Source organism: Mesorhizobium sp. M3A.F.Ca.ET.175.01.1.1, assembly GCF_004791945.1.
Taxonomy (GTDB): domain Bacteria; phylum Pseudomonadota; class Alphaproteobacteria; order Rhizobiales; family Rhizobiaceae; genus Mesorhizobium.
The window spans coordinates 22,422-48,650 of sequence record NZ_SRTP01000006.1 but is presented as its reverse complement, the minus strand read 5'-3'; the positions used below and the strand labels follow the sequence as shown (position 1 = coordinate 48,650).

Here is a 26,229-nt window from a genome sequence, read left to right as displayed (position 1 = left end):
GCTGCATGCTTTACTTCCTCCAGCAGGTGCTGAACGGGCTGCATTCGGGCGCGCTCTATGCGCTGCTCGCCTTCGGCTATGTGCTGACCAACGGCATCCTGCACCGCACCAATCTCGCCTATGGCGCGCTGTTTGCCTTTTGCGGACATACGATGATCCTGACCGCCGCCTTTGGTTACCAGGCGCTGTGGCTGACACTCTTCGCCTCCGTCGCGCTCGGCATCGTTGCCGCCCTGCTTTATGCGGCGCTGATCAGCCAGATCCTGTCGCGCAGCGTCTTCGAAAAGCTCGCCGACCGCTCACCCAATGCCATCGTGGTGACGACGCTCGGCATCCTTTTGTTCCTGTCCGAAGCGAGCCGCATCGCCGCCGACACCCATGATCTGTGGCTGCCGCCGATGCTGGCCCAGCCGGTCGTCTTCGCCGAGGAGGCTGGCTTCAAGGTGACGCTGACGCTCATCCAACTGCTCGACTGTGCCGGCGTGCTGGCCATCGTGGCGCTGGCGGCGTGGGGTTTCGCCCATTCGCGCTACGGACGCGCCTGGCGCGCCGTGTCGGACGACCCGAGGGCGGCTGCCATGTGCGGCATCGACGTCACCGCGGTGTTCCGCCGCGCGGTGCTTTACGGCGGCTTGTGCGCGGCCCTGGCCGGCGTGCTCGCCGGCCTCTATTACGGCAACATCAGCTTCGGCACCGGCCTGGTCTACGGGCTGAAGATCCTGTTCATCACGGCGGTCGGCGGCTATCTCTCGCCGCTCAGGGCGGCGCTCGGCGCGGCTGCCTTCGGCATGGCCGAATCGCTTTGGGCCGGCTATTTCCCGCTCGAATGGCGCGATGCGTGGATGTATCTGTTCCTCGTCGCCATGCTGGTGCTGATCGGCGCCGGCCGCGACCAAACGAAGGTCGCCTGATTCACAATCAGACTTTGGTTGCATGGCGTGCCCTGAGGCCGCCTGTTTGGCGCGGTGCGCGCTGGATGGCGCAGCCGCTCGACCATTGCGTTGTTGACCATCCGGACCACGCGCTGCATACCGTTGGACCAGATGGTGCCACCCCAAGGGGAAAATAGGGCGCATCTCCGGCACGAGGGAGGAAATGCATGGCAGGGCTGCTCGCTCTATCCAGGACCATCGACCGCCTGAACGAGTTCATCGGACGATGGGTGTCGTGGCTGATCCTGCTCGCGATCCTGGTGAGCGCCGGAAACGCCATCATCCGCAAAGTGCTCGACACCTCCTCCAACGCCTGGCTGGAGCTGCAATGGTACCTGTTCGGCGCCGCCTTCATGCTGGCGGCCGCCTACACGCTCAAGCAGAACGACCATATCCGCATCGACATCGTCTACGGCATGTTTTCCCGCCGCGTGCAGCACTGGATCGACCTTCTCGGCCACCTGTTCTTCCTGATGCCGTTCGTGGTCCTGATGGTGATCTATTTCGTGCCTTACGTGTCGCTGTCGTTCCGCAGCGGCGAGATGTCGACCAATGCAGGCGGCCTGATCGTATGGCCGGCAAAAGCCATCCTGCTCGCCGGCTTCTTCCTGCTGGCGCTGCAGGGCATCTCCGAGATCATCAAGAAGATCGCCATCATGCGGGGCGACATGGACGATCCCAATCCATTCATATCCGCGCACGACCAGGCCAAGATCGAAGCCGAGGCGCTTGCCGAAGAAGCCAAGGCGCTGGCCGGCGAGGTGCGCTCATGATCGAGTTCATCGCGCAGAACATGGCGCCGATCATGTTCGCCTCGCTGATCATCTTCCTTTTGATCGGCTACCCGGTCGCCTTCTCGCTCGCCGCCAACGGCCTCCTGTTCTTCTTCATCGGTGTGCTCTTGTCGCCCTATTCGGGCGGATCGATCAATCTTGCCTGGCCACTTCTCTACGCATTGCCGGAGAATTTCTACGGCAACCGGGTCATGTCGAACGAGACGTTGCTGGCGATTCCCTTCTTCACCTTCATGGGCATCGTGCTGGAACGATCCGGCATGGCCGAGGACCTGCTCGACACCATCGGCCAATTGTTCGGGCCGATCCGCGGCGGCCTTGCCTATGCGGTGATCTTCGTCGGCGCGCTGCTTGCCGCCACGACCGGCGTGGTGGCGGCCTCCGTCATCGCCATGGGCCTGATCTCACTGCCGATCATGCTGCGCTACGGCTATGACCGGCGGCTCGCCTCAGGCGTGATCGCGGCCTCCGGCACGCTTGCCCAGATCATCCCGCCCTCGCTGGTGCTGATCGTGCTTGCCGACCAGCTCGGCCGCTCGGTCGGCGACATGTATGCGGGCGCCCTGATCCCCGGCCTGGTGCTGACCGGCATCTACATGCTCTACATCCTGATCATGTCGATCGTCCGGCCGAATTCGATGCCGGCGCTGCCTGTTGAGGCGCGCACGCTCGGCCACGGCGTGATCTCGCTCATTGTCGCCTTGCTGGTCGCGGGTGCGATCTCCTATGCCGCCTATCGCTACCTCGCGCCGACACATGGCAACAATGCCGACATCCTCGGCGCCACAGTCGGCGTCGTCGTGATCTACATCGTGGCGATCGCCGACCAGCGCCTCAACATCCACATGATGTCGAAGCTGGCGCAGCAGGTGGTAATCGTGCTGATCCCGCCGCTGGCGCTGATCTTCCTGGTGCTCGGCACCATCTTCCTCGGCATCGCCACGCCGACCGAAGGCGGCGCAATGGGTGCTGTCGGCGCGCTCATCATGGCGGCGTTCAAAGGTCGCCTGAGCATGGACGTCATCAGGCAGGCGCTGGCCTCGACGACGCGGCTGTCCTCCTTCGTGCTGTTCATCCTGATCGGCGCGCGGGTCTTCTCGCTCACCTTCTACGGCGTCAATGGACAGAAATGGGTAGAGCACCTGCTAATCTCCCTGCCCGGCGGCGAGATCGGCTTCCTGATCGGCGTCAACGTCCTGGTGTTCGTGCTCGCCTTCTTCCTCGATTTCTTCGAGCTCGCCTTCATCATCGTGCCGCTGCTCGCGCCCGCCGCCGAAAAGCTCGGCATCGACCTGATCTGGTTCGGCGTGCTGCTCGGCGTCAACATGCAGACCAGCTTCATGCATCCGCCCTTCGGCTTCGCGCTGTTCTACCTGCGCTCGGTGGCGGCACGCGTGCCTTATCTCGACCGCATCACCGGCAAGAAAATCGCGCCGGTCACGACTGGCCAGATCTACTGGGGCGCGGTGCCCTTCGTCTGCATCCAGGTGATCATGATCGCGCTCACCATCGCCTTCCCGCAAATGGTGATGCGCTACAAGGGCGCTGCCGTCGAGCCGAGCACGATCGACATCCAGCTGCCGGGTATGCCGGGACTGACACCGCTCGGTGCGCCGCCGGCCGACACTGGCGCGGCGCCTGCGAATGGAGGCGCGACGCCGGCCGCTCCCGCCGCGCCCGGCACGCCCGATCTCTCGCAGCCGCCGAATTTCGGCGATACGGCCCCAGCCAAGCCGGCCGCGCCTGCGCCGGACCTTTCGCAGCCGCCAAAATTCTGAGGTGATGCGATCATGAGAGCAGTCCGGCTCGAAGCCATCGGCAGCATCGCAATGCGCGAGGTGGAGAAGCCCGCTCCGGGACCGGACGATGTGCTGGTGCGGATCGAAGCCTGCGGCGTCTGCGGCACCGACAGGCATCTTCTGCATGGCGAATTTCCATCGAAGCCGCCGGTGACGCTCGGGCACGAATTCTGCGGCATCGTCGAGGCCGTCGGGCCAGATGTTGCCGGCATCTCGATCGGCGACCGCGTCACCGGCGATCCCAACATTTCCTGCGGGCGCTGCAGCCACTGCCGGGCCGGCCGGGTCAATCTGTGCAGCAATCTCCGGGCGATCGGCATCCACCGCGACGGCGGCTTCGCCGACTATGTCGTGATGCCGCAAAGCCAGGCCTTCCTGCTGCCCGCCAGCCTCAAGCCGACGCACGGCGCCTTCTGCGAGCCGCTGGCCTGCTGCCTGCATGGCGTCGACCTCGCCGGCATCCGGCCGGGCGCCTCGGTGGTCGTGCTCGGCGGCGGCGTCATCGGCTTGCTCACCGTGCAACTGGCGAAGCTCGCCGGCGCGGCGACCGTCATCCTGTCGACCAGGCAGGCCTCCCGCCGCGCGCTCGCCGAAGAACTCGGCGCCACGGCAACGGTCGATCCAAGTTCCGCCGATCCCGTCGAGACCATCGCCGGACCCGGCGGCGTGGTTCCTGGCGGCGTCGACGTGGTGCTCGAATGCGCCGGCGTTCCCGACACGGTCGAGCAATCCATGCGGCTGGCGAAGCCGGGCGGCACTGTGGTGATCGTCGGCGTGATGCCTCAAGGGCAGAAGGTTGCCTTCGAACCCTTCGATGTCCTGTTCCGCGAACTGAAGGTGCTGGGCTCCTTCATCAATCCTTTCACGCACCGGCGCGCGGCCGACCTCGTCGCCTCGGGCGCGATCGAGATCGACAAACTGATATCGAGACAGGTCGGTCTCGAAGACGCTCCGGCGGTGATCTCCAACCCGGCCGCCTCGGGCGAGGTCAAGGTGCTGGTGCTGCCCGGCCGGGACTGACGTAGAGCCTGGCGCCAATGCCGGAGGCACGAGGTTGAATTTTCGGCCGTCCATGGCGATTAATCGCCGAAGCCTGCGCCGCCCCTCTGCCGGGACCTTCTCCCCGTAGGTGACGGGGAGAAGGGGCTAATCGCCTCTTACAGCTTGCCGTTGCGCTGCTGCACCATCATGAAGGTGTCGTAGTTGTATTCGGCGACCTGAGCCCAGAGATAGTGCTCCTTGCGGAAGCCCTTGATGGAGTCCCAGATCTTCTTGAACGGCACGTTCGAGGCCTCCATCTCGGCGTAGACCTCGTTCGCCTTCTCGAAGCAGGCGGCCATGATCTCCTGGCTGAACGGCTGCAGCTTGGCTCCGGCGGCCACCAGCCGCCTCACCGCGGGCGGGTTCACGAAGTCATACTTCTGCAGCATGTCAGCGTCGGTTGCCTGAGCGGCGGCGCGGACCAGCGCCTTGTAGGCCGGCGAAAGCTCCTCGTATTTGGCCTTGTTGAACATCAGGTGCACGGTCGGGCCGCCTTCCCACCAGCCGGGATAGTAGTAATAGGGCGCGACCTTGTAGAAGCCGAGCTTCTCGTCATCATAGGGACCGACCCATTCGGCGGCGTCGATCGTGCCCTTTTCCAGCGCCGGATAGATGTCGCCGCCGGCGATCTGCTGCGGCACGACGCCGAGCTTCTGCACCACTTTGCCGGCAAAGCCCCCGATGCGCATCTTGAGGCCGGAAAGGTCGGCGACGGTATTGATCTGCTTGCGGAACCAGCCGCCCATCTGCACCCCGGTGTTGCCGCCGGGCAGACCGAAAAGCCCTTGCGTGGCCAGGAACTCGTTGAAGAGGTCGATGCCGCCGCCATGGTAGTGCCAGGCGTTCATGCCGCGCGCGTTGAGCGAGAACGGCACCGCAGCACCCAGCGCCCAGGTTGGGTCCTTGCCCCAGTAATAGTAAGCCACCGTGTGGCAGGCCTCGACGGTACCTGCAGCGGTGGCGTCCGCCGCCTGCAGGCCCGGCACCAGTTCGCCGGAGGCGAAGACCTGAACCTGGAAATTGCCGTCGGTCGCTTCCGACAGCATCTTGGAGAAGACTTCGGCGCCGCCATAGATCGTGTCGAGCGATTTCGGGAAGGACGATGCCAGCCGCCACGTCACTTTCGGATTGGACTGGGCTATGGCCGGCGTGGCAAGCGCCGCGGCCGCCGCCGCGACACCGACGCCGGACGCACCGGCCTTGCGGATGAATGAACGACGATCCATGCAGTTTCCTCCGTTTTGGATCAACACACCGACGCGCGGACATCCTCGCTGTCCTGATCGGCTGCGCGAACAATACACGGGCGAGATGTCGAGTCCAGCATCGCGGGCAGGCTGCAACCATAGTCTAACGCCAGTCCGCCGTGGCCCATCCGCAGAGGCGAACTTGCCATGGCAAAGTGCCCTCGGATCGCCTATTTAATAGGCAGAGTAATTCCTTAGCTCTGGGAACCGCGTCCAAAATGCAGCAGCCGCTCGTTGCCGTCTCGTCCGATGTCCGCCAGTTCGACAACTACACCTGGCATGCCGCCCCGCAGCAATATCTCGAGGCGGCGATCGCCGGCGCAGGCGTCTTCCCGCTCGTGGTGCCTTCCTTCGGCGATCAGCTCGATCTCGACGAACTGCTGTCTTCCGTCGACGGCGTCATGATCACCGGTTCGAAGTCCAATGTGCATCCTTCGCTCTATGGCGGCGATCCGAACGAACGGAACGGTCCTTACGATCCCGCGCGCGACGCCACGACGCTGCCGCTGATTCGCAAGGCCATCGAGCGCGGCGTGCCACTGCTTGCCATCTGCCGCGGCATCCAGGAACTGAATGTGGCGCTGGGCGGCACGCTGGCCACGGAGATCCAAGAGCGCGAAGGCTCGCTCGACCACCGCGCGCCGGCGAGCGACAATCAGGACGAGCGCTTCGCCATCCGCCAGACCGTTTCGATCGAGCCGGGAAGCTGCCTGGCCAGTGTTTTCGGCGTTGGCGACATCACGGTGAATTCCGTGCACCGGCAGGGCATCGAGCTGCTCGGTTCAAGGCTGCAAGTCGAGGCGCTCGCCGGCGACGGGACGATCGAGGCCGTCTCGGTCAAGGACTCCCGCGCTTTCGCGGTCGGCGTTCAGTGGCACCCCGAATATTGGGTGAAGTCCGACAGCGCGTCGGCCAAGATCTTCCGCGCCTTTGGCGACGCGGTGCGCCTGCATGCCTCGGCGAAGGCCGGCTCGCGAGCGGCGGCGGAATAGACGCAGCCGAGTAATTCAAAGACTATTCATCGCTGCGAAGCGCCAGCAGCGGCGTCGCGGGCGCGTAGGATTCGTAGCCATCGCCATCGGCAACGCCGAAGGTGACGATCGGGTCGACGCCGTTCTCGCTGAAAGCGACCGAGCCGTCCGCCTGCTCGCGCCAGAATTTCACTTGTTCGATGCCCGGCATCAATACACGGCAGTTCGGAGCGACGGTCAGCCGCGACAGGCCGGCCGACACCTCGGCGCCGCGCTCGACGGCGCAGGTTTCCTCGCCATTGGCAGTCAGGTGGTAAATGCCTGACGGCGCGGCTTCCGGGGCCGTGGTCTGGCCATTGCCGCCGGGCAGGAACTGAGTGCTCCCAAACATCGCAAAGGACGCAACCAAGCCCACCAGCAACTTCACCCTGATTCTCCACTTGTTAACCAAGTATGGAGAATGATTTCAAAGAGTTAAGCGTGGGTTAAGAATGTCGCCACCGGCTCGTCAGGGACGCGCCTTGACGTTGACGGTCTCGGGCACCGGGGTCAGCGCTCGTCGCTCACCGAACCAGGCAATCAGATTGTCGACACAGAGATCGGCCATGGCGCGGCGCGTGTGGTGCGACGCCGAGCCGACATGCGGCAGCAGGGATGTGTTGGGGGCGTCGAGCAGGGCCTGCGGCACGTTCGGTTCGTCGGCAAAGACATCGAGCCCAGCGGCGGCGATGGTGCCGTTGGCAAGGGCAGCGGCAAGCGCCGCCTCGTCCACCACGCTGCCGCGGCCGATATTGACGAGAACGCCGTTCGAGCCGAGCGCCAAGAGGATATCGGCATTGATGGCCTTCTCCGTCGAGGCGCCGCCCGGCGCCACGCAGATCAGCGTGTCGACCGCCTCGGCAAGGCTCATCAACGTCGAGTGATATTCATAGGACAAGCCCTCCACCTTGCGGCGGTTGTGGTAGGCGATCGGCAGGCCGAAGGCCTCAAGGCGCCGGGCGACGGCAAGGCCGATGCGGCCCATGCCGAAGATGCCGATGCGCCTGCCTCGCAAGGTCAGCCGGCTCAGGCGGTAGTCGCCCTTGTTCATCCAGCCGCCGTCGCGCAGCCATTTCTCGGCGTTGTAGAGTTCTCGCACGGTGTTGATCAACAGGCCGATCGCGGTGTCCGCCACCTCCTCGGTCAGGACGTCCGGCGTGTTGGTGACCATCACGCCGCGCGCGGCCGCATGGCCGGCGTCAACCGAATCATAGCCGACGCCAAAATTGGCGATGATTTCAAGATTGGGCAGCGCGTCGATCATCGCAGCATCGATGCCGCCGTAGGAGGCGATGCCGCGCACCGTCTGGCGCATTTCCTCGGAGAGCAGCGACGGATCGGCGCGCTCGATACGCACGCATTGGAAGGCTTGCTCTATCCGGCCGCGGGCATGTTCGTGGAAAGGACCCGGCACCAGGATGGCGACCGGGAATTTTGCTTCGGCTCTTGTCATTGGCGCTCCACCGGTTTGCCGGTGGACTGGCGCACGTGCAGCTCCGGCTTGATCAGTTCCTGCGAGGGCCGCACGGCTTGCCCGTTCAGCTTGTCGAGCAGCGCGCTGGCGGCGCGGCGGCCGACCTCGCGCTGGCCATTCCAGACCGTTGTCAGCGCCGGAGTCGCGATTGCGGCCTCTTCGAGATCGTCATAACCGGTGACCGAGATGTCGACGCCCGGCACGAGCCCTGCCCGCGCAATGCCGTTCATCAGTCCGATGGCGACGAGATCGTTCCAACAGCAGGCTGCGGTCGGCTTGTCCTTGAGCGCCAGGAACTGCCCGGCGGCCTCGAAGCCTGCCTGCTTGGTGCGCGGCCCGGGAATGCGCCAGGACGGCTTGACTTCCAGCCCGGCCGCTTCCATGGCGTTGACATAGCCCTGGTAGCGGTCGCGGCCGGTCGAGGTCTGGTCCGTGCCGCCGATCATGGCGATACGCTTGTGGCCTAGCGAGATCAGGTGATTGGTGGCCAGGGCGGTGCCATAGGCGTCATCGCCGCGAAACACCGGCACGTCCGCTCCAGCGACGGTGCGCGCGATCAGCACGGCCGGCAGGCCGTTTTCCTCGGCCATGATGATGTCTTCGGCCGGCGTGCCGATGGCCGGCGACATGATGACCCCGTCGGCGCCGAGTTGCAGCAGCGTATCAATGAAGGTGCGCTGCTTTTCCAGTTGGTCATAATGGTTCGAAAGAATGAAAGTCTGGCGGCTGCGATCGAGCTCGCTTTCGATCGAGCGCAGGATTTCGGCAAAGAACGGATTCATGATGTCGTGCACCACGACGCCGACAATGCCGGAGCGCGAGGTGCGCAGGCTGGCGGCGCGGCGGTTGTAAATATAGCCGATGGCGCGGGCATGTTCCTTGATGCGCTCGCGCGTGGTGCCAGCGACCAATGGGCTGTCGCGCAGCGCCAGCGATACCGTTGCCGTGGACACGCCGAGCGCATCCGCGATCGTAGAAAGCTTGATCTTCTGTGCCAGCCCTCAGTCCCCCGGACTTTTAAACTGTTTAAAGGGGGCCTTATGCCATCGATCCAGGGCAAATCAAAGTTTTTTTGCCAGGGTCTCGGCTTCGGTATCGACGGAGGCTGAATTGCGCAGACGCAACCGATGCTCGCGATGGATGATATAGAGGCCGCTGGCGACGATGATGGCGGCCCCCAGCAACGTCCAGCGGTCGGGAAACTGGTGGAAGATGAGCCAACCCGAAATGATCATCCACACCATCTGCGAATAAGGATAAGGCGCCAGCGCCGTGGTGGTCGCCAGGCGGTAGGCCTGCACCAGCAGCCAGTGGCCGCCGGCGCCGAAGACGCCAAGCATCATCAGGATGAACCAGTGCCAGCCATCCTGCGGCAGCGACAGCGAAAAGGGCAAGGTCGGCAGGAGCAGCACCGCCGGCGCCAGCGCCGAGAACAGGATCAGGCTTTCCGGGGTCTCCGTCGACGACATGCGCCGGGTCATGATGACGTAGAAGCTGTTCGACAGCATCGATCCGAGCGCGAACAGATGCCCGACGCCGAACACGCCGACGCCCGGCCGGGTAATGATGAGAACGCCGGCTAAGCCGGTGAGGATTGCCAGCCAGCGCCGCCAGCCCGCCCATTTTCCCAGCAGCGGTCCCGCAAGTGCCGTGATCACCATCGGGCCGAAGAAGTAGATCGACGTGGTTTCGGCCAGTTGCAGCGTGCGCAGCGCCAAAACGTTGAAAATCGTCGAGCCGAACAAGAGCAAGCCGCGCAGGATGTGAGCCGGCAGGTTGTCGGCGCGGAAGCGCGACGGCTCGCGCCAGCCGCGCAGAAAGAGGCCGACAATCAGGACATGGACGGTGAAGCGGGCCCAGGCGACGATCAGCGCCGAGACACCGGCGAGCACCAGATACTTGCTTGAGGTGTCGAGGAAGGTGAAGCAGACATAGACGCACAGCATCAACAGCATCGCCGCCGGCGGCGTTGCGCTTTCGTCGTGGCTTTTGGGAACGTTCAAGATCGGGCCGAGCTAAGGTAGATGCCCGCCTTTTGCGGCAATCGCCGCTGGGCGGCAAGCCAAAAGCGACTGGCCCAACAAGCGCTCAGGACAGGCTCAGTCTCGCGGTCAATCAGGCATGCATGCGGGCGCCCTTGGTGATCTTGTCGACCAGCCTCTTTTCGGCACGCAGCGCAATGCCGACCACTTTGGCGTCATCCGGCGCGAACTCGGCGAAGACGGCGCGGTTGGCCGCATCATGGCCGGTCGCGAACATCTCCTCGACATAGGCGGACGCCGTCACGCCGCGCTCCAGGGTCCGGCGATGGATGGTGCCGAGCGTCGGCCCGTCGGCCGAGAGCACGATGACGGGCTGGATCGAGAGCGGATTGAAAAGGTTGCCGACGCGGTCGCGATAGGGCTCGCCGATGATCTGAGGACATTGCGCGACGATGCCGCTGGTCAAGAAAGCGGTGACGTTGAGCTTCTGCCAGACGGCGAGGTCTTCCCTGAGCACGATTGCAAATTTCGTATCGAACACCAAAATGTTTCTCCAGGATGGACCTTGATGAGCAGGCGATGGAGCGCGGTCTAGGCGGTGAGGCGCAGCAAGGTCTTGAACGTTCGTGCGCGGATGTGATCACCCGGGGCGACCGGATCGTTTCGGCGCCCGGCGCTACCGGCCTCGAGCGCATCGAGGCACACTTTCATGGCAACGCCTTCGACCTGCACCGCCACGACACCTACGCCATCGGCGTGACGCTCGATGGCGTACAGCGCTTCCACTATCGCGGCGCGCTGCAACACAGCCTGCCCGGCCAAGTCATCGTGCTGCATCCCGACGAACTGCACGACGGCGGCGCCGGAACCGAAGACGGGCTGCGCTACAGGATCCTCTATCTGGAGCCGTCGCTGCTGCTCGATTGCCTCGGCGGCGCGCCGCTGCCTTTCGTCCGCGACGCCGTGGTGAGCGACCCGGCGCTGCGCGACACGCTGCTTTCAGCCTTGGCGCCGCTCGGCGAGGAACTCGACGAGCTGTTTGTCGCCGATTTCATTGCGCAGTTGGCACAGCATCTGCAGCGTCACGCCGGACAGCCGGCAAGATCGACGGGCAAGACGGCATGGCGCGCCGCCGCCCTTGCGCGCCACTATCTGGAAGAGAATGCCGAGCGGTCGGTCCGTTCCGACGAGTTGGAGGCCGTCACCGGCCTCGACCGCTACGCGCTGTCACGACATTTCCGCGCGACCTATTCGACCAGCCCGCATCGCTTTCTCCTGATGCGAAGACTGCAGCGGGCCCGGCGCATGATCGAAGCGGGAGAGCCGCTGGCCGAAATAGCTGCGGCGGCCGGCTTCAGCGACCAGAGCCATTTCAACCGGCATTTCAAGAAGGCGTTCGGAGTGACGCCGGGACGCTGGGGAGGGCTGGTGCGAAGCGCGACGCGCAGTGTCGTCGCCGAACCGCAAGAGGCCGGTGATAGCTCTTAGGCGCGACCCGCAGCGTCGTCGTCCTTTCCGCTAAGCCGCCGATGCTTGGGTAGAGCGTGAAGCGACGACGCTGCGCGTTCGCCTATGTCGCACGAGACGACGCTTACGCGTCGCTCTTTTGGGGGCAACGCTGGCGCACTGCACCGCGACGACGCTTGCGCGTCGCGCCTTACGCGTGGCGCATCAATCATCCAACTCGGCGTCGTCGTCGATCAGCACGAGGTCTTCGTTCGAGAGATTGGCCTCGATACGGGCAAGCAGCTTGAACAGCGCCTTCTGGTCCTTCTTGTCGAGGCCCCTCAGCGCCTGCTTCTCGGTCTTCTTAACCGACTTCTCGATGGCGCGGATGGTTTCGCGGCCGGTATCGGTCAGAAAGATATGGGCCTGCCGAGCATCCGCGTTGGAGGCGCGCTTGTCCAGGAAACCCTGTGCCTGCAGCCTGTTGATGGTCTTGGTGATGGTCGGCGGACGAACGCCCAGCCGCCCGGCCAGATTGCCCGGAGTCTGGCCGTCCTCACGATCGAGCGCCAGCATGATCTGGTCCTGGCCGGCGTAGAAGCCATGCGCCAGGAGCCGCGCCGCCAGCGCCGTTCGCGCCAGCCGCGCCGCCGAATGCAGCCGGCTCATTGTCGCTGCCTTGTCCGCCTTGGCCATGGTCATTCCCTCTTCGGCCGAACCGGTCCGGCCAGCATAGAGGCTGTCCAGCGGCAGGCAAATGACGATTTGACGAGTCCGGCTTGCAAACGCTTTGCCGGCAAGCATTTCCGTGCTCGCCGTGGCTATGCCAGATGTTTATTTCAGTTAGATGACAAACGACTTTCCCGGCTGGAGACTCTCAGGCGGGCGCGACAAAGGACGAATGGAGTCGCTCAGCCGGCCTTCACCGCGACAACCAGGAGCGCCTGGTAGGCGTCCGCCGCCTCACGCAGGGCGGCCTGCGACAGGGTTCCCGCTCGTCTTGCTATGCTGTCCCGCGCATTGGAGGTATCGCGTTTGCCGGCGCGCTCGGTGTAGGGCGGGACGGTGGAAAAGACGCGGTCGCTGAGCGCATCGGGAAAGAACATCTGGCCGGTCATAACCGAGCGGTCGTCCGGAAACACCTTGAAGTGGATATGGACGGTGCGGCCGCGGTACCAGCCGGGATAGATCGTGGCGAACGACACGACGCCGCCTTCGCCGGTCTTCTGCCAACCGCGCAGAAAGGTCTGTCCCGAGGTATCGACATCCTGGCCGTCGCCTTGGCCGGGATAGCCGGAATAGTGGCCCTGGGCGTCGCAATGCCAGATGTCGACCCGAGCACCGACAAGCGGCCGGCAGCTGGCATCGACCACCTGCAGCCGGACAGCGAGGCCGATGCCGCTCCTTCCCTCGGTGATGTCGGAGCGCTCGAGCTTCGGGTCGAAATAGAACGGCCCTTCGGTCACCTCTGGCATGATGGCGCAGACGCCGGCGCCGGCGTCGAACAAGGCAAGTCCGGCATAGGGCGAATTCTGCGCGGAGCGCGCTGTGGATGACAGGAATACCCCGCCGCCGGCGGTCACGGCGATGAGGCCGAGTGCCTGACGGCGGTTCAACGACAAGGACGACGACTCGTCGTTCATTTGGCGCCTTTCTGACGGGTTGCCTGATCCATCGTTTGCTGCGTGCAAAAGCGTGGCACACGTCCTATATGGAGCCGACAATCCCCCTTTTCGAGACCGCAGTTTTCCAGGTCCAGACTTTCGAGGCAAGACATGAGCGACGCACAGACGCAGATCCCCGTAACGGTGCTGACCGGCTATCTTGGCGCCGGCAAGACGACGCTGCTCAACCGCATCCTGTCGGAGAACCACGGCAAGCGTTACGCCGTCATCGTCAACGAGTTCGGCGAGATCGGCATCGACAACGACCTGATCGTCGAATCCGACGAGGAAATCTACGAGATGAACAATGGCTGCGTGTGCTGCACGGTGCGCGGCGACCTGATCCGCGTCGTCGAGGGCCTGATGCGTCGGCCCGGCCGCTTCGACGCCATTGTGGTCGAGACCACCGGCCTTGCCGATCCGGTGCCGGTGGCCCAGACCTTCTTCATGGATGACGACGTGCGCTCCAAGACCAAGCTCGACGCGGTGGTGGCGCTGGTCGATGCCAAGCATTTGCCGCTCCGGCTGAAAGACTCCAAGGAGGCCGAGGACCAGATCGCCTTTGCCGACGTCGTGGTGCTGAACAAGACCGATCTCGTTAATGCGGAAGAGCTCGAAAGGGTCGAGGCGACGATCCGCGCCATCAATCCGGCGGCCCGGATCCATCGCACCACCCGCGCCGGCGTGGCGCTGGACGAGGTGCTCGACCGCGGCGCCTTCGACCTGTCGCGCGCGCTCGAGAACGATCCGCATTTCCTCGAGGCGCATGATCACGACCATGAATGCGGCCCGGATTGCGATCACGACCACCATCACCACCATCATGACGGGCATGACCACCACGATCACGCCCATCCATCGGACATCCATGACGTGACGGTGAAGTCGGTGTCGCTGCGCGGCGGCGAGATGGACCCGAAGAAGTTCTTCCCCTGGATCGAGAAGGTGACCCAGATGGAAGGGCCGAACATCCTGCGGCTGAAAGGCATTATCGCGCTCAAGGGCGACGACGAGCGCTATGTTTTGCAGGGCGTGCACATGATCCTCGAGGGCGACCACCAGCGCGCCTGGAAGGATGGCGAGAAGCACGAGAGCCGCCTGGTCTTCATCGGCCGCGATCTCGACGAAGAGCGGCTAAGGAAGAGTTTCGAGGCCTGCCAGGCGGCTTGATTTCCCGACTTTGAGACGGTAGCGCTGCGCTTTCTTCCTTCTCCCCTTGTGGGAGAGGGCCAGGCCGCATCTGGGTGCGCTAGCGTTGCCCGCACGGTGCTGATCATAAATCTCGAATGGATCAGTTCGCATGCCCACAGTCGCCCCGCTTGATCTCGAAGGCCATTGCGTCGCCGCCGTTTTCCTGAACGACGTGCCGCATTTCGCTTTGGCCGACGGGACGATTCACCGGCTCGACAACGGGCATAAGACGGTTCAGTCCAATGACGGATTGCTTGCCGCGGTCCACGACGCGGCCAATGACCGGCTGATCACCGGCGGCGAAGACGGCAGGGTGTTTGCGGTCAAGGCAGGCGGCGCGGCGACAGAGCTCGCCAGCGCCGGCAGGAAGTGGATCACCAGCGTCGCCGCCGGGCCGCAAGGCGCGATCGCCTATGCCTCGGGCAAGATCGCTTTCGTGCGCTTCGCTGACGGCAAGACTAAGGAATTCGCGCATCCGCGCTCGGTGGAGGGGCTTGCCTTCTCGCCAAAGGGCATGCGTTTCGGCGTGGCCCGCTACAATGGCGCGACGCTGCATTTCCCGGCGGCTGCGGGCAAGCCGGTCGAGCTTGAATGGGCGGGCGCCCATACCGGCATCAGCTTCTCGCCGGACGGCGCCTTCTTGATCACCACCATGCAGGAGAACGCGCTGCATGGCTGGAAGCTTGCCGACGGCAAGCACATGCGCATGAGCGGCTATCCCGGCAAGGTGAAAAGCCTGTCCTGGAGTGTCAAAGGAAAATGGCTGGCAAGCTCGGGCGCGCCGGCGGCGATCGTCTGGCCGTTCGCAAGCAAGGACGGTCCGATGGGCAAGGCGCCGCTGGAACTCGGCACGCGCGGCAACTCGATGGTGACCTGCGTTGCCTGTCATCCCAGCCAAGAGGTGGTTGCCATCGGCTATGAGGACGGCATGGTGATCGCGGCGCGCTTCGCGGACGCCAAGGAGGTGCTGCTGCGCCGTCCAGGCAAGGGCGCCATCACCGCGATGGCGTGGGACAAGGAAGAGCGCCGCATCGTCTTCGGCAGCGTCGCGGGCGACTGCGGCGTGATAGACATCACTGCTTAAGGGAGTAGGGGAGTAGGGAAAAGACACCTACTGCCTTACTGCCTTACTGCCTTACTGCCTTACTGCCTTACTGCCTTACTGCCCTACTGCCCTACTGCCCTACTGCCCTACTCCCCACTCCCCTACTCCCCTACTCCCCTACTCCCTGACCCAATGTGCCCCCCCTACGCGGCCAATTGCGGATTTGCCGGCCGGTTGGCAGAGTGCCGCGCCGCACGGAGGGGATTTCATGCACGCATCGGATACAGGCGCTACCATCGGCGGCATCGCTGCTGCCCGCATCGCCGAACTGCGCGAGACGGAAGCGGCCGCTTTCCGCAAGGCACGGCCGAAGTCCGAGGCCAAGCTCGGCAACGGCATCGCCGGCTTCCTCGGCGGCGTGCCGATGCATTGGATGAGCGACTGGCCGACGCCGTTCCCGATCCTGGTCGACGGCGCCAGGGGCGCCACCATCAGCGATATCGACGGCAACAGGCTCGACGATTTCTGCCTCGGCGACACCGGCTCGATGCTCGGCCATTCGCCCGCTCCGGTCGCCCGCGCCATCCGCCGGCAGTCCGCACGCGGCCTGACCTATATGCTGCCCAGCGAGGATGCGCTTGCCATCGGGCCGCTGCTGCGGCAGAGCTTCGGCCTGCCTTTCTGGCAGATTGCCACCACCGCCACCGACGCCAATCGGTTCGCGCTGCGCGTTGCCCGCGCGGTGACAAGCCGCGAGAAGATCCTGGTCTTCAACGGCTGCTATCACGGCTCGGTCGACGAGACGATGGTGCGGCTGATCGACGGCAGAGCGGTGAACCGGCCAGGCCTTGCCGGCGAATTCCGCGATCTGACGCGGGCCACCAAGATCGTCGAGTTCAACGATGTCGCGGCGCTGGAAGCCGCACTTGCCGACCGCGACGTCGCCTGCGTCATCACCGAGCCGGTGCTGACCAATTCCTGCATGGTGCTGCCGGAGCCCGGTTTTCACGAAGCGCTGCGGCGCCTCACCCGCGCGGCCGGCACGCTGCTCTTGATCGACGAGACTCACACCATCTCCACCGGGCCCGGCGGCTACAGCGGCAAATACGGCCTGGAACCCGACCTCTTCGTGCTCGGCAAGCCGGTGGCCGGCGGCGTGCCCGCAAGCATCTGGGGCATGACCGAAGAGGTTGCCACCCGCTACGGCGCCTACAGCCGCACGAAGGAGCCGGGATATTCCGGCATGGGCACGACGCTGTCGGCAAACCCGCTGCAATTCGCGGCGATGCGCGCGACGCTGGAAGAGGTGATGACCGAGGCAGCCTATGCGCATATGGACCGGCTGGCGCGCCGCCTCGACGCGGGGCTGAGCGCCGTCATCGACCGCTATCATTTGCCCTGGCACGTTGCGCGCGTCGGCGCCCGCGTCGAGTTCGTCTGCGCGCCCGGCCCGCTGCGGAATGGCGGCGAGGCGGAGAAGGCGCATGCACCGGAACTCGAGGCCGCCATCCATGTCGCGCTGGTCAATCGCGGCGTGCTGATCGCGCCGTTCCACAATATGATGCTGATCTCGCCGGCGACGACGGCGGCGCAGGTGAGCCGGCTGGTCGCCGCTTTCGCCGCGGTTGCGGCAAGGCTTACGGCGTGAGACAAGCGGCCATGGACAATCCGAACGCAGTTGCTATCTCGCCTTCAGGCTCGACGCCCGCCGAGGCGAAAGCCTTTCTCGATGCTCATCCCGAGATCGAGGGCTTCGACATCGTGCTCACCGATGCCAACGGCATCGGCCGCGGCAAGATCGTGCGCCGCCACGAGTTGATGGGGATTTTCGAGAACGGGCGACATATGCCGATCTCGATCCTCGGCCTCGACATCACCGGTGAGGATGTCCACGACACCGGCCTGATCTGGGACACCGGCGACGGCGATCTCAGGGCGTGGCCGATCCCCGGCACGCTGGTGCCGCTGCATGGGACCAATCCGCCGCGCGGCCAGGTGCTGATGTCGATGTACCATCTCGACGGCCAGCCGATGACCTCCGACCCGCGGCTGATCTTGGCGAGACAGGTGGATTTGCTCGCCGCAAGAGGCCTGCGCCCGGCCGGCGCCTTCGAGCTGGAATTTTTCCTCCTCGCCAACGACCGCGACGCCGACGGCAAGGTGCAGGCGGCGCGCGCCGTGCTGGACGGCCGCCGCTCGGCCAAGACGGAAGTTTATTCGGTCGATCATCTGCATGGCATGGAGCCGCTGTTCTCCGACATCTACGCCGCCGCAAAGGCGCAAGGCATTCCAGCCGAGACGGTGATTTCCGAGTATGCGCCGGGCCAGTACGAGCTGACGCTCAATTACCGCAAGGACGTGATGCGGGCGGCCGACGACCTGGTCATGCTGAAGCGGCTGGTGAGGGCACAGGCGCGCCGGCACGGCGTGACCGCCTGCTTCATGGCCAAGCCGATCGAGACCTATGCCGGCTCGGGCATGCATTTTCATGTCTCGCTGCAGGACGATGCCGGCCGGAACGTGTTCACCGAGGCTGACGGCGAGAAATGGTCGCCAAGCCTGCTGAACGCGCTTGGCGGCCTGATCCACACAATGGCAGAATCGATGCTGGTGTTTGCGCCGCATGCCAATTCATGGCGGCGCTTCGTCTCGCAATCCTATGCGCCGGTGGCGCCGAGTTGGGGCGCGAACAACCGCTCGGTGGCGCTGCGCGTACCGGCCGGCGATGCCAAGAACCGCCGCATCGAGCACCGGCCGTCAGGCGTCGACGCCAATCCATATCTGGTCGCGGCGACGGTGCTGGCCGGCATCGTCAAAGGGCTGGACGAGCGGTTGGACCCCGGCCCGGAAACGACCGGCAACGGCTATGAGCAGGCTTCGGAGAGATCGACCATGCCGGTCGACTGGCGCGCGGCGATCGAGGCGGCCAGAACCTCCGATTTCCTGAAATCGGCGCTCGGCCCGGACCTCCACCGCACCTTCGTGGCGATCAAGCAGGCGGAATATCTGCGCGTCGCGCGCACCGTCAGCGAGCTCGACTACCACCTTTACCTGCACGAGGTGTGAGCCGATCAGGCAGCCTGTCAGGCGCTTCGGCGGACCTTTTTCGAAAGCATCTTCAACCCAGCCCGCCTCGATATGAAGGCGATGCCGAAGAAATATTGGCGGAACCTTCCCCAGGCCTCGCTCATTCCAAATCTGATAGCAGGAGCGGACAGAGCCGCGTCAGCCATGATCGCCCGGATGCCAACCACGCCAGCACCGCACCATGCCAAGGTCAAAGCCAGGCATTGGCCGACGCCGGAACCAGCCGACGTGGTCGGGCCCGAGGGCACAGACATTGCGGAGCTGCGCGAGGAGGCAATGGGGTGTCGCCGCTGCCCGCTGTGGCGGGATGCCACGCAGACGGTGTTCGGCGAGGGACCTGAGAATGCGGAAGTGATTTTCGTCGGCGAGCAGCCGGGCGACCAAGAGGATCTTGCCGGCAAGCCTTTTGTCGGGCCGGCGGGCAAGGTGTTCGACAGCATTCTGGACGATGCCGAGATCGATCGCCGCAAGGTCTATGTGACCAATGCGGTCAAGCATTTCAAGTTCGAGCCGCGCGGCAAGCGGCGCATCCATTCCAAGCCCAATGCCGGCGAGATCCAAGCCTGCCGCTGGTGGCTGGACAAGGAGCTCGATCTCGTCAAGCCGACCCTGGTGGTGGCGCTTGGCGCGACCGCGGCGCAGTCGCTGCTCGGCAAGGCGGTGCCGATCACCAAGATGCGCGGCGACGTCATCGAGCGCGAGGATGCCTTGCGCGTCTTCATCACCATCCACCCCTCCTTCATCCTGCGCATCCGCGAGCGTGAGGACAAGGAGGCCGAGCGCGAACGCTTCCTGAAGGATATGCGAAAGGTGAAGCAACTGATGGCTGCTTGATCGTCGTTCTGCGCACCCAAAGAAGGGTTCGAGAAGATCCCGCTGTACGGAGGTCGCGCGGCCTTGAAATTGGGCGAAACGCCTATCGCCTCGTCATCCACGGGCGGAGCAAGGAGCGAAGCGACGCGGCGCAGACCCGAGGATCCATTCCGTTACTTCGGCGTCTTGCAATGGTGCAGAATTCTGCTCCGCCGCATCCTTCGATCAAGGTCACGGCATGGATCCTCGGGTCTCCGCGACGGAGCTGCGCTCCTGCTTCGCCCGTGGATGACGACGTTCTGTGGGCCTCGGTGCTACCGGACGAGAATTGCCCTCAAATCGTTGACATTCGTTCCGGTCGGACCGGGCACGAACAAGTCGCCAACCGCATTGAACGCCGTCCAGGCATTGTTGCCGGCAAGCATCGCCTTGGCGTCGACGCCGGCGGCGCGCATGCGCGATACCGTCGAGCCGTCGGCAAAAGCGCCGGCATTGTCCTCGGAGCCATCGATGCCGTCGGTGTCGGCCGCCAAGGCATGGATGCCGTCCACGCCACTGATGCCGATGGCGAAGGCGAGCAGGAATTCCGAATTGCGGCCACCCTTGCCTTTGGCCCGCAAAGTGACCGTCGTCTCGCCGCCCGACAGGATCAGCACCGGCTTGGCGAAGGGACGATCGCGCGACGCCACCTCACGGGCGATGGCGGCATGGACGCCGCCGACCTCGCGCGCCTCGCCCTCGATCGAATCCGACAGGATGACGGCCTCGATACCTTGCCGCCTGGCCTCAGCCGCCGCTGCTTCGAGCGACACGCCAGCCGACGCGGTCAGATGCACCTCATTCGCTGCAAAGCGCGGATCATCAGGGCGCGGCGCGTCGGCGGCCGGCGAATTGATATGCGCCATGACCGAGGCCGGGAGCTTCATGCCATAGGCGGCGATCGCCGCCAGCGCATCCTCGCGGCTGGCGGCGTCAGGAACGGTCGGACCGGAAGCGACAAGGGCCGGATTGTCGCCGGGAATGTCGGACACGACCAGCGACACCACCCTGGCCGGATGGGCGGCGGCGGCAAGTCGGCCACCCTTGATGGTCGAGACGTGCTTGCGAATGGTATTCATCGCCGCGATCGGCGCGCCGGATGCAAGCAGCGCCTCGTTGACCGCGATCTCGTCGGCAAGGGTCAGGCCGGGTGCCGGCGACGGCAGCAGCGCCGAGCCGCCGCCCGAGATCAGCGCCACGACGAGGTCGTCCGCGGTCAGGCCGCGCACCTTCTCAAGCAGGCGGCGCGAGGCCTCGAGGCCGGCGGCATCCGGCACCGGATGCGCCGCCTCGATGATCTCGATGCGCTCGCACTTGGCGGCATAGCCGTAGCGGGTGACGACCAGCCCGTCGATCGGGCCGTCCCAGACCTTCTCGAAAGCCGCCGCCATCTGCGCCGAGCCCTTGCCGGCGCCGATGACGATGGTGCGGCCCTTTGGTTTCGCCGGCAAATGGTTGCGGATCGTCTTTTCCGGATCGGCGGCGGCGACCGCGGCCTCGAAGATCGCGGTGAGGAAGGCTTTGGGATCGGTCATTTTTCCTCCGGAGGCAGCGCAAGCCCGTCCGCATCGATGCCCAGATGGGCGCAGAGCGCATCAACCACGACGCCGTGATCCTGCCGTTCAGGAAGGCCGGAGACGGCGATGACGCCGATGACGCCGGCGCCCTTGACGGTGACAGGAAAGCCGCCGCCGGCGAGCACATAGTCGGCAATGTCCAGGCCCTCGCCGACCTTGAATGTGCGGTCGGGCCGCTGCTGCTCCAGCACCATGCGGTAAGTGCTTCTGAGGTAGCGCTTCACGACATTGATCTTGCGCCGCGCCCAGTCCGGATTGGAGGCGTTGGAACCCGGCATCGCAGCGTAGAAAAGGGGACGGTCGAAGGTCCTGATGTCGACGATGATCGGCAGGTGTTCCTTCAGCGCCCGCTCCCTGATCGCCGAGCCGATCTCGAAGGCCACGGCCTCGTCGAAGGCCGGGAAGACCAGCGTCGCCTCCTGCTTCTTGATCAGAGCGATGTCGTCGGCGACAGCCATATCGTTCCCCTGTCAATGTCGAGGCACGCTTTGACCGATGGCTGACGCCGGGTCAAGCGGCTGAACGCAGGGATGACGCTATGCCGCGAGGGTGCTCTTCGCCGGCCGGCCGGCCACATAGACCTCGCGCACCGCGCGGTCGTCGCCGAGCGTCTGCAGCAGGAACAGCTCCTCGGCCAGCGTCTCCACGGTCTCCATCCGCAGCCGCATCGCCGGCGTGGCACGGGCGTCGAGCACGGCGATGTCGGCATCGGTGCCCTCATCGAGCGTGCCGATCTTGTCGGCAACCGACAGCGCTTCGGCATTGCCGCGCGTGAGCTGCCAGAAGGACTGGAACGGGTTCAGCTTCTCGCCGTTCAGCGCAATCACCTTGTAGCCTTCATCCATGGTGCGCAGCATCGAATAATTGGTGCCACCGCCGACATCCGTTGCGGCGGCGATCCTGAGCGGCTTTTCGCGACTGCGATAGCGTTGGTAATCGAACAGGCCGGACCCCAGGAAAAGATTGGAGGTCGGGCAGAACACCGCCACCGAGCCCGACTGCGACAGCGCGTCCGCCTCGCGTTCGGAGAGGTGGATGCAGTGGCCGAAGAGGCTTCTCCTGCCCAGCAGGCCGTAATGCTCGTAGATGTCGGTGTAGTCGCGCGACCAGGGATAGAGTTCCTGGGTGAAGGCGATCTCGGCGTGGTTCTCCGACAGATGCGTCTGCATGTGCAGGTCGGGATGCTCGCGGCAAAGCGCGCCGGCCATCTCCATCTGCTCGGGCGTGGACGTGATGGCGAAGCGCGGGGTGACGGCATAGAGCTGGCGGCCCTTGCCGTGCCACTCGTCGATCAGCGCCTTGGTGTCGTCGTAGCCGGCCTGCGGCGTGTCGAGCACGCCGTCCGGCGCGTTGCGGTCCATCATCACCTTACCGGCGATGTTGAGCATGTTGCGGTCATGCGACTCGGAAAAGAAGGCTTCGGCGGACGATTTGTGCACCGAGCAATAGGCGGCGACCGTCGTCGTGCCCTGGCGCAGCATCTCGTCGAGGAACAGCCGCGCGATGCGGCGGCCATGCTGCGCGTTCTGGAATTTCGTCTCTTCCGGGAAGGTGTATTTGTTCAGCCAGTCCAGCAACTCGGCGCCATAAGAGGCAATGACCTGCATCTGCGGGACATGCACATGGGCGTCGATGAAGCCTGGCAGGATGAGATGCGGGCGATGGTCGATGGTCTCGGCGCCGGCGCCGGCCCGCTTCGCGACCTCGGCATAGGGGCCGGCGGCGATGATCTTGCCGTCATCGATCAGCAGCCCGCCATCCTCCTCGTAGCGCCAGGCGGAATGGTCGTCGATGGTTTCGGGCCAGCGCAGGAAGGAGAGCGTGCGGCCGCGCAGGAGTTTCGAAGTCATGCTCTACTTTCCCGCGTCTTCGAACCAAGCCACCAGTAGGGCCCGTTCCTGATCGGTTATCTGGGTGACGTTGGCGGGCGGCATCGCATGAGCGCGGCCGGCCTGCAGGTAGATTTCGCGGGCGTGTTCTGCGATGCGCGCATCGGTGTCGAGCAGCACGCCCTTCGGCGCATGGTAGATGCCCTCGTAGACCGGTTCTTCGGTATGGCACATCGAGCAGCGGCCGAGCACGGTGTCGCGCACGGCCGGGAAATGCGCCGAGGCGATGTAGATCTGGCCGGCAGCGGAGGCGGCGGAGGCCTTCGGCTCGCCGGTCAGCACCTTCGGCACGGTCGACAGCCAGATGATGATCATGAACAGCACGGCTGCCCCAAGCCAGGTCCAGGTCGGGTTGCCCTTGCGGGCGTGCACGGTGTTGAAATAATGCCGGATCAGCACGCCGATGATGAAAACCAGCGAGGCGATGATCCAGTTGAACTCGGTCCCGAACGCCAGCGGATAGTGGTTCGACAGCATCAGGAACAGAACCGGCAGGGTCAGGTAGTTGTTGTGCAGCGAGCGCTGCTTGGCGATCTTGCCGTATTTCGGATCCGGCTTGCGACCCGCGATCAGGTCGGCGACGACGATCTTCTGGTTCGGGATGATGACCATGAAGACATTGGCCGACATGATCGTGGCGGTGATGGCGCCGAGATGCAGGAAGGCGGCGCGGCCGGTGAAGAGATGCGTCAGCCCCCAGGCGATGAACACCAGCACGCCGTAGAGCACCAGCATCAGGCCGGTGTCGCTTTTTCCCAGCGGCGAACGGCAGAGCAGGTCATAGACGATCCAGCCGATACCGATGGTGGCCTGCGACAGCAGGATGCCCACCGGCACCGAGATGTTGAGCACGTTGGGATCGATCAGGAAGAGGTCGGCGCCGGCATAGTAGACCACGCAGAGCATGGCGAAGCCCGACAGCCAGGTGGCGTAGGATTCCCATTTGAACCAGGTCAGATGCTCCGGCATCTCGGCCGGCGCCACCAGGTATTTCTGGATGTGGTAGAAGCCGCCGCCATGGACCTGCCATTCCTCGCCGAAAGCGCCGGCGGGCAGCCCGGGACGCTGGCGCAGCCCGAGATCGAGGGCGACGAAATAGAAGGACGAGCCGATCCAGGCGATGCCGGTGATGACATGCAGCCAGCGGACGGCGAAGCTCAGCCAGTCCCAGAAAATCGCAAAATCCAGCATCGTGTCGCCCTTGGGGAACTCGTCCCTGCCGAGCGATGACTTTACGGGCTGGCGCCGAAACGAAAAGAGGCGAGGTCCGCGATGACTTTCAAAAAAATTTGGAAAATAATAGGCTTGCTTCGCGCAGTCGTTTGAGAGCCACAAAAGCCGCATGGCCTATCTCGACAACATCGCCGTCTTCGTCCGCGTCGTCGAGCTCGGCAATCTGTCGGCGGCGGGGCGCGACATGCGCATTTCGCCGGCGGTGGCCTCCAACCGCATCAAGGAACTGGAAAAGCATCTCGGCGTGCGGCTGTTCAACCGCACGACGAGGCAGTTGATGCCGACCGAGCACGGCACGGTGTTCTATACCGGCGCCAAGCAGGTGCTGGACGCGATCACCGAAGCGGAAGCTGCCGTCTCGGCGCTGTCGGGCCAGCCGCGCGGTACCATCAAGGTGACGGCGCCGCTTGGCCTCGGGCGACGGCTGATTGCCTCCGGCATTCCGGACTTCCACGACAAATACCCCGATATCGAGGTGCGCCTGAGGCTCTCCGACCACAATGTCGACATCATGAAGGAGGGCATCGACGTCGCCTTCCGTCTCGGCATCATCGAGGATTCCAGCCTCCGGATGCGCGGCATCATGGAATGCGAGCGGGTGCTGGTGGCGGCGCCGAAATATCTGGAGGCGCGCAGCGAGCCGGTCGAGCCGCAGGAACTGATCGGCAAGAAGCACGACTGCCTGATGCTGCGCTATGCCGGCGCCCGTGAGTATGTCTGGACGCTGCAGATGCCGACCGGCCCGCAGAAATTCGAGGTGCACGGCCCCTACGACACCGACGACGGCGACGTGCTGACCGGCTGGGCGCTGTCGGGGCGCGGCATCATCAACAAGCCGCGCTTCGAGGTCGAGCCGTTCATCCGCGACCAGCGGCTGAAGGTTATCCTGGCCAAGACGCCGCCGACACCAGTGCAGTTCGCCGCCGTCTACCCGCACAAGAAGCTGCAGGACCCGAAGGTTCGCCTGCTGCTCGACTTCATGGCCGATCGCTGCCAACGGCTGATCAAGGACATTCTTGCCGGCAAATGAGGCTGGCCGGCAGGTGACGGCGCAGTTGCAATCTAGCCGGCGTCCATCAGGCGAGCCGTTCCGGACACCCTGATCGAGCTGCCCGGCATCGGCGGGATGTCGGCATGAAGCCGTGAGCGCATGCCCATGTCCTCGCCCTGGACGACGTCTATCGCACCTCCATGCGGCCAGCCGAGGTCGCGCAGATAGCCGGCAAAAGCGGCGGTGGACGCGCCCGTGGCCGGATCCTCATAGACCCCACCGGAGGCGAACGGATTGCGCGTGTGAAAGAGGCGCGGCGTCTCGGCATGGGCCATCATGATGGTGACCAGCCCTTCGCGCCGCATCAAGGCCTGGCCCTGCTTCAGATCATAGGCCATGGCGGCGAGCCGCTCGCGCGACTTCAGCGCCAGGACGAAATGGTCGGCGCCGCCGTGGATGAGCGCCGGCGGGATCGCCGGATCGAGATCGCCTGCCTGATAGCCGAACAGCGCAAGCATCTCAGCGACCAGTTCCGGCGGGGCCGGCCGGCTGCGTGTCGGCGGCGACTGCAGGGCGGCGGCAAAGTTGACGCCGTCGCGGAACCCTTCCACCGTGATGCTGGCCTGGTTGAGGCTCAAGTGGAAGACGCCGTCGCCATGCTGCCGGACAAGTGCCGCCCCCAGTGCGATGGTGGCGTGGCCGCAGAAGGGAACTTCCGATTCCGGCGAAAAATAGCGCACGCGCCAGCCGTCGGCCTGAGGGGCGGCAAAGGCGGTTTCTGAAAAGCCGACCTCGGCTGCGACACGCTGCATTACAGCGGCGTCGGGCAGCACTCCACCGATCATCACGCCGGCTGGATTGCCGCCGGTGCTGCCGTCCGAAAATGCCGCTATGCGCAATACGTCCATGTTGCTCGCCTCCTGTTCGCCAGGCGCGCAGAAAACACGTTCCAGGCCGGTTTGGGAAACGAAGAAA

The 26,229-nt window shown here is 64.7% G+C and carries 25 protein-coding genes; 12 read left to right on the top strand and 13 right to left on the bottom strand.

Annotated elements, in window-relative coordinates:
- The first annotated feature begins 5 nt into the window (after positions 1-5).
- From EN818_RS16010 to EN818_RS15995, 4 genes are all read left to right on the top strand, one after another.
- Positions 6-911, top strand: a complete 906-nt coding sequence (locus EN818_RS16010; RefSeq protein WP_095806764.1) for a branched-chain amino acid ABC transporter permease — start codon at positions 6-8, stop codon at positions 909-911.
- 188 nt (positions 912-1,099) lie between these two features.
- A complete protein-coding gene (locus EN818_RS16005) occupies positions 1,100-1,705 on the top strand; it encodes a TRAP transporter small permease subunit (RefSeq protein ID WP_095806765.1) in 606 nt (201 codons plus the stop codon).
- Positions 1,702-3,504, top strand: coding sequence for a TRAP transporter large permease subunit (locus EN818_RS16000; RefSeq protein WP_165349934.1), 1,803 nt, complete (start codon positions 1,702-1,704; stop codon positions 3,502-3,504). The genes EN818_RS16005 and EN818_RS16000 overlap by 4 nt, the downstream gene beginning before the upstream one ends.
- Positions 3,505-3,516: 12 nt before the next feature.
- Positions 3,517-4,545, top strand: coding sequence for a zinc-dependent alcohol dehydrogenase family protein (locus EN818_RS15995; protein WP_095806766.1), 1,029 nt, complete (start codon positions 3,517-3,519; stop codon positions 4,543-4,545).
- A gap of 137 nt (positions 4,546-4,682) precedes the next feature.
- Here the strand turns inward: EN818_RS15995 and EN818_RS15990 are convergent, their stop codons facing one another.
- Positions 4,683-5,792, bottom strand: coding sequence for a TRAP transporter substrate-binding protein (locus EN818_RS15990; protein ID WP_095806767.1), 1,110 nt, complete (start codon positions 5,790-5,792; stop codon positions 4,683-4,685).
- A 239-nt stretch (positions 5,793-6,031) separates the two neighbouring features.
- On the opposite strand from EN818_RS15990, the gene EN818_RS15985 reads away from it, so the two are divergent.
- On the top strand, positions 6,032-6,805 hold the full coding sequence (locus tag EN818_RS15985; protein ID WP_095806768.1) for a gamma-glutamyl-gamma-aminobutyrate hydrolase family protein: 774 nt from the start codon (positions 6,032-6,034) through the stop codon (positions 6,803-6,805).
- Between the two features lie 22 nt (positions 6,806-6,827).
- Here EN818_RS15985 and EN818_RS15980 read toward each other — a convergent pair whose 3' ends face one another.
- The 5 genes from EN818_RS15980 to EN818_RS15960 form a co-directional block, all read right to left on the bottom strand.
- The gene (locus tag EN818_RS15980; protein ID WP_165349935.1) at positions 6,828-7,211 is read right to left on the bottom strand and encodes a hypothetical protein; all 384 of its coding nucleotides are present in this window, start codon (positions 7,209-7,211) and stop codon (positions 6,828-6,830) included.
- 81 nt (positions 7,212-7,292) lie between these two features.
- Complete coding sequence (locus tag EN818_RS15975; RefSeq protein ID WP_095806769.1) at positions 7,293-8,276, bottom strand: 2-hydroxyacid dehydrogenase; 984 nt, start codon at positions 8,274-8,276, stop codon at positions 7,293-7,295.
- On the bottom strand, positions 8,273-9,295 hold the full coding sequence (locus tag EN818_RS15970; protein ID WP_095806770.1) for a LacI family DNA-binding transcriptional regulator: 1,023 nt from the start codon (positions 9,293-9,295) through the stop codon (positions 8,273-8,275). Before EN818_RS15970 ends, EN818_RS15975 begins: the two co-directional genes overlap by 4 nt.
- 63 nt (positions 9,296-9,358) lie before the next feature.
- Entirely contained in the window at positions 9,359-10,243 is an 885-nt protein-coding gene (locus EN818_RS15965; RefSeq protein WP_165350080.1) for a DMT family transporter, read from the bottom strand.
- Between the two features lie 169 nt (positions 10,244-10,412).
- Positions 10,413-10,820: a DUF2000 family protein gene (locus EN818_RS15960; protein ID WP_095806772.1), complete on the bottom strand. Its 408-nt coding sequence runs from the start codon at positions 10,818-10,820 to the stop codon at positions 10,413-10,415.
- Between the two features lie 38 nt (positions 10,821-10,858).
- On the opposite strand from EN818_RS15960, the gene EN818_RS15955 reads away from it, so the two are divergent.
- Positions 10,859-11,767, top strand: coding sequence for an AraC family transcriptional regulator (locus EN818_RS15955; RefSeq protein WP_095806801.1), 909 nt, complete (start codon positions 10,859-10,861; stop codon positions 11,765-11,767).
- A gap of 183 nt (positions 11,768-11,950) precedes the next feature.
- On the opposite strand, the gene EN818_RS15950 is transcribed toward EN818_RS15955, so the two are convergent.
- Positions 11,951-12,421 (bottom strand): MarR family transcriptional regulator, encoded by a 471-nt coding sequence (locus EN818_RS15950; protein WP_095806802.1) that lies wholly within the window; start codon positions 12,419-12,421, stop codon positions 11,951-11,953.
- Positions 12,422-12,636: 215 nt separating this feature from the next.
- Positions 12,637-13,368, bottom strand: coding sequence for an intradiol ring-cleavage dioxygenase (locus EN818_RS15945; RefSeq protein ID WP_095806773.1), 732 nt, complete (start codon positions 13,366-13,368; stop codon positions 12,637-12,639).
- A gap of 132 nt (positions 13,369-13,500) precedes the next feature.
- On the opposite strand from EN818_RS15945, the gene EN818_RS15940 reads away from it, so the two are divergent.
- The 5 genes from EN818_RS15940 (at position 13,501) to EN818_RS15920 (ending at position 19,546) form a co-directional block, all read left to right on the top strand.
- A complete protein-coding gene (locus tag EN818_RS15940; protein WP_095806774.1) occupies positions 13,501-14,559 on the top strand; it encodes a GTP-binding protein in 1,059 nt (352 codons plus the stop codon).
- Between the two features lie 130 nt (positions 14,560-14,689).
- A complete protein-coding gene (locus EN818_RS15935) occupies positions 14,690-15,664 on the top strand; it encodes a WD40 repeat domain-containing protein (protein ID WP_095806775.1) in 975 nt (324 codons plus the stop codon).
- A gap of 229 nt (positions 15,665-15,893) precedes the next feature.
- Positions 15,894-17,273 carry an aspartate aminotransferase family protein gene (locus EN818_RS15930; RefSeq protein ID WP_095804984.1) on the top strand — a complete coding sequence of 460 codons (1,380 nt, stop codon included), beginning with the start codon at positions 15,894-15,896 and terminating at the stop codon, positions 17,271-17,273.
- A gap of 11 nt (positions 17,274-17,284) precedes the next feature.
- The gene (locus tag EN818_RS15925; protein ID WP_095804985.1) at positions 17,285-18,691 is read left to right on the top strand and encodes a glutamine synthetase family protein; all 1,407 of its coding nucleotides are present in this window, start codon (positions 17,285-17,287) and stop codon (positions 18,689-18,691) included.
- Between the two features lie 177 nt (positions 18,692-18,868).
- Entirely contained in the window at positions 18,869-19,546 is a 678-nt protein-coding gene (locus EN818_RS15920) for a UdgX family uracil-DNA binding protein (RefSeq protein WP_245420301.1), read from the top strand.
- A 293-nt stretch (positions 19,547-19,839) separates the two neighbouring features.
- Here EN818_RS15920 and EN818_RS15915 read toward each other — a convergent pair whose 3' ends face one another.
- From EN818_RS15915 to EN818_RS15900, 4 genes are all read right to left on the bottom strand, one after another.
- On the bottom strand, positions 19,840-21,099 hold the full coding sequence (locus EN818_RS15915; protein ID WP_095804987.1) for a glycerate kinase: 1,260 nt from the start codon (positions 21,097-21,099) through the stop codon (positions 19,840-19,842).
- Positions 21,096-21,599: a heme-degrading domain-containing protein gene (locus EN818_RS15910; RefSeq protein ID WP_095804988.1), complete on the bottom strand. Its 504-nt coding sequence runs from the start codon at positions 21,597-21,599 to the stop codon at positions 21,096-21,098. Before EN818_RS15910 ends, EN818_RS15915 begins: the two co-directional genes overlap by 4 nt.
- Positions 21,600-21,677: 78 nt before the next feature.
- Positions 21,678-22,991 (bottom strand): guanine deaminase, encoded by a 1,314-nt coding sequence (gene guaD / locus EN818_RS15905; protein WP_129553538.1) that lies wholly within the window; start codon positions 22,989-22,991, stop codon positions 21,678-21,680.
- 3 nt (positions 22,992-22,994) lie between these two features.
- A complete protein-coding gene (locus EN818_RS15900) occupies positions 22,995-24,221 on the bottom strand; it encodes a urate hydroxylase PuuD (RefSeq protein WP_135904781.1) in 1,227 nt (408 codons plus the stop codon).
- A gap of 151 nt (positions 24,222-24,372) precedes the next feature.
- Between EN818_RS15900 and EN818_RS15895 the strand changes: the two genes are divergently transcribed.
- On the top strand, positions 24,373-25,293 hold the full coding sequence (locus EN818_RS15895; RefSeq protein ID WP_095804990.1) for a LysR family transcriptional regulator: 921 nt from the start codon (positions 24,373-24,375) through the stop codon (positions 25,291-25,293).
- Between the two features lie 32 nt (positions 25,294-25,325).
- On the opposite strand, the gene EN818_RS15890 is transcribed toward EN818_RS15895, so the two are convergent.
- Positions 25,326-26,162, bottom strand: a complete 837-nt coding sequence (locus EN818_RS15890; RefSeq protein WP_095805406.1) for a PhzF family phenazine biosynthesis protein — start codon at positions 26,160-26,162, stop codon at positions 25,326-25,328.
- Between the last annotated feature and the right edge of the window lie 67 nt (positions 26,163-26,229).

What these genes read in the sequence shown, in the direction of transcription:
- EN818_RS15940 (WP_095806774.1), top strand. Translation starts at nt 13,501, where the DNA reads ATGAGCGACGCACAGACGCAGATCCCCGTAACGGTGCTGACCGGCTAT.
- EN818_RS16005 (WP_095806765.1), top strand. Translation starts at nt 1,100, where the DNA reads ATGGCAGGGCTGCTCGCTCTATCCAGGACCATCGACCGCCTGAACGAG.
- EN818_RS15995 (WP_095806766.1), top strand. Translation starts at nt 3,517, where the DNA reads ATGAGAGCAGTCCGGCTCGAAGCCATCGGCAGCATCGCAATGCGCGAG.
- EN818_RS15990 (WP_095806767.1), bottom strand. Translation starts at nt 5,792, where the DNA reads ATGGATCGTCGTTCATTCATCCGCAAGGCCGGTGCGTCCGGCGTCGGT.
- EN818_RS15900 (WP_135904781.1), bottom strand. Translation starts at nt 24,221, where the DNA reads ATGCTGGATTTTGCGATTTTCTGGGACTGGCTGAGCTTCGCCGTCCGC.
- EN818_RS15945 (WP_095806773.1), bottom strand. Translation starts at nt 13,368, where the DNA reads ATGAACGACGAGTCGTCGTCCTTGTCGTTGAACCGCCGTCAGGCACTC.
- EN818_RS15925 (WP_095804985.1), top strand. Translation starts at nt 17,285, where the DNA reads ATGGACAATCCGAACGCAGTTGCTATCTCGCCTTCAGGCTCGACGCCC.
- EN818_RS15985 (WP_095806768.1), top strand. Translation starts at nt 6,032, where the DNA reads ATGCAGCAGCCGCTCGTTGCCGTCTCGTCCGATGTCCGCCAGTTCGAC.
- EN818_RS15895 (WP_095804990.1), top strand. Translation starts at nt 24,373, where the DNA reads ATGGCCTATCTCGACAACATCGCCGTCTTCGTCCGCGTCGTCGAGCTC.
- EN818_RS15965 (WP_165350080.1), bottom strand. Translation starts at nt 10,243, where the DNA reads ATGCTGTGCGTCTATGTCTGCTTCACCTTCCTCGACACCTCAAGCAAG.
- EN818_RS16000 (WP_165349934.1), top strand. Translation starts at nt 1,702, where the DNA reads ATGATCGAGTTCATCGCGCAGAACATGGCGCCGATCATGTTCGCCTCG.
- EN818_RS15910 (WP_095804988.1), bottom strand. Translation starts at nt 21,599, where the DNA reads ATGGCTGTCGCCGACGACATCGCTCTGATCAAGAAGCAGGAGGCGACG.
- EN818_RS15950 (WP_095806802.1), bottom strand. Translation starts at nt 12,421, where the DNA reads ATGGCCAAGGCGGACAAGGCAGCGACAATGAGCCGGCTGCATTCGGCG.
- guaD (WP_129553538.1), bottom strand. Translation starts at nt 22,991, where the DNA reads ATGACTTCGAAACTCCTGCGCGGCCGCACGCTCTCCTTCCTGCGCTGG.
- EN818_RS15930 (WP_095804984.1), top strand. Translation starts at nt 15,894, where the DNA reads ATGCACGCATCGGATACAGGCGCTACCATCGGCGGCATCGCTGCTGCC.
- EN818_RS15955 (WP_095806801.1), top strand. Translation starts at nt 10,859, where the DNA reads ATGGAGCGCGGTCTAGGCGGTGAGGCGCAGCAAGGTCTTGAACGTTCG.
- EN818_RS15920 (WP_245420301.1), top strand. Translation starts at nt 18,869, where the DNA reads ATGCCAACCACGCCAGCACCGCACCATGCCAAGGTCAAAGCCAGGCAT.
- EN818_RS15935 (WP_095806775.1), top strand. Translation starts at nt 14,690, where the DNA reads ATGCCCACAGTCGCCCCGCTTGATCTCGAAGGCCATTGCGTCGCCGCC.
- EN818_RS15975 (WP_095806769.1), bottom strand. Translation starts at nt 8,276, where the DNA reads ATGACAAGAGCCGAAGCAAAATTCCCGGTCGCCATCCTGGTGCCGGGT.
- EN818_RS15890 (WP_095805406.1), bottom strand. Translation starts at nt 26,162, where the DNA reads ATGGACGTATTGCGCATAGCGGCATTTTCGGACGGCAGCACCGGCGGC.
- EN818_RS15915 (WP_095804987.1), bottom strand. Translation starts at nt 21,099, where the DNA reads ATGACCGATCCCAAAGCCTTCCTCACCGCGATCTTCGAGGCCGCGGTC.
- EN818_RS16010 (WP_095806764.1), top strand. Translation starts at nt 6, where the DNA reads ATGCTTTACTTCCTCCAGCAGGTGCTGAACGGGCTGCATTCGGGCGCG.